General features: G+C 63.2%; 2 protein-coding genes. Both read right to left on the bottom strand.

Going from position 1 to position 1300, the window contains the following annotated elements:
- Positions 1-47: 47 nt before the first annotated feature.
- Positions 48-923, bottom strand: a complete 876-nt coding sequence (locus ACI3KS_RS19580; RefSeq protein WP_404920210.1) for an IS3 family transposase — start codon at positions 921-923, stop codon at positions 48-50.
- Positions 920-1300: transposase (locus tag ACI3KS_RS19575; protein ID WP_404920209.1), on the bottom strand; the 381-nt coding region annotated here is incomplete at its 5' end. The genes ACI3KS_RS19575 and ACI3KS_RS19580, both read right to left, overlap by 4 nt.

Here is a 1300-nt window from a genome sequence, read left to right as displayed (position 1 = left end):
TAGGGCGGCCCGCGTGTCGTGGAGTGTTGTTCTCATTTCCGTTCTGGTTAGGCCGCTTTGGCGGCGGTGGTCCGTGTCAGATGGGCCATCGCTTCGGCTGGAGTGGCGTAGCCCAGGGCTTGATGGCGTCGTCTGTCGTTGAAGTATCGGATGTAGTCGGCGACCTCACGGGTCGCGGCGTGGCGGCTGGTGAATCGGTGCCAGCGGAGGCGCTCGTTCTTCAGCTTCGAGAAGAAGGACTCGGCGACGGCGTTGTCCCAGCATTCGAAGTTCTTGCCCATCGAGCGTCGGATGCCGGCGCGGGCGCAGAACATCATGAACCGGCGTGAGCGGTATTGGGTGCCGTGGTCGGAGTGGAAGATCGCGCCGGGGCGGACGTGACCGGTCGCGATCGCGCGCGAGAGTGCGGTGATCACCAGTGCTGCGGTCTGTCGTTTACTCGATGCCCATCCCAGCACGGTCCTGGTGGCGAGGTCGATCGCGGTCGCGACATACAACCATCCCTGGCCGGTAGACACGTAGGTAATGTCGCCAACAAGAACCGTGCCGGGTTCGACGGTGTCTTGAAAGCGTCGTTCGAGGAGATCACCAGGGTCAGGCGTGGTGCGGGCTCGAGCCGCTGCACGACGGAACGCTGCTCGTGCGGCAGGTGGCATGATGCCCAAATCCCGCATGATCGCGAGGACCGTTTTGCGGTTCGCGTGGACCCCGAAATCAGCGGCCAATGTCGCAGCGATCTTGCGGTGACCCGCAGCGCGGGAAGAGTCGACGAACACGTTGAGAACTTTCGTGCTCAGCTGCCAGCGTCGCTCAGCCCGCGCGGACACTGGTCGCTTTCGCCATGCATGAAAGCCGGACACCGATACCTTCAGTCGGGCGCAGAGGAACACGATGCTGAAGTCGGCCTTCATCCGCTCGATCACTTCGAACCGCTCTGCCGGTTCGAGATCTGACGCATGAAGGCCTGCGCTTTTACCTGGAAGTCCAACTCACGACGCAGCCGCTCGTTCTCCGCCTCCAGCTCTCGCACCCTCCGCCGCGCAGCATCCGACATCGTGCCCGCAGGATCGATCTCCGCATCCCGGGCGTGCGCCACCCACCGATACAGCGTCTGATGCGCGATTCCGAGTTCCGCGGCAACCTCGCGGATCGTGCGTCCAGCCGACGATCGCACAAGCTTGACTGCCGCGGAACGCTCTTCCATCGAATAGTGCTCACCCGCACGCCGCGCCCGCGGCCTATCTCGTTCGTTCATCAAAATCACCCGAGAACAAGACTCCACCAAAACCGGGTCACCCCA

It is taken from the genome of Microbacterium sp. ZW T5_45, assembly GCF_044987415.1.
GTDB lineage: Bacteria > Actinomycetota > Actinomycetes > Actinomycetales > Microbacteriaceae > Microbacterium.
Note: the sequence above shows the minus strand (reverse complement) of the source record. Positions and strands in the feature narration are given on the sequence as shown.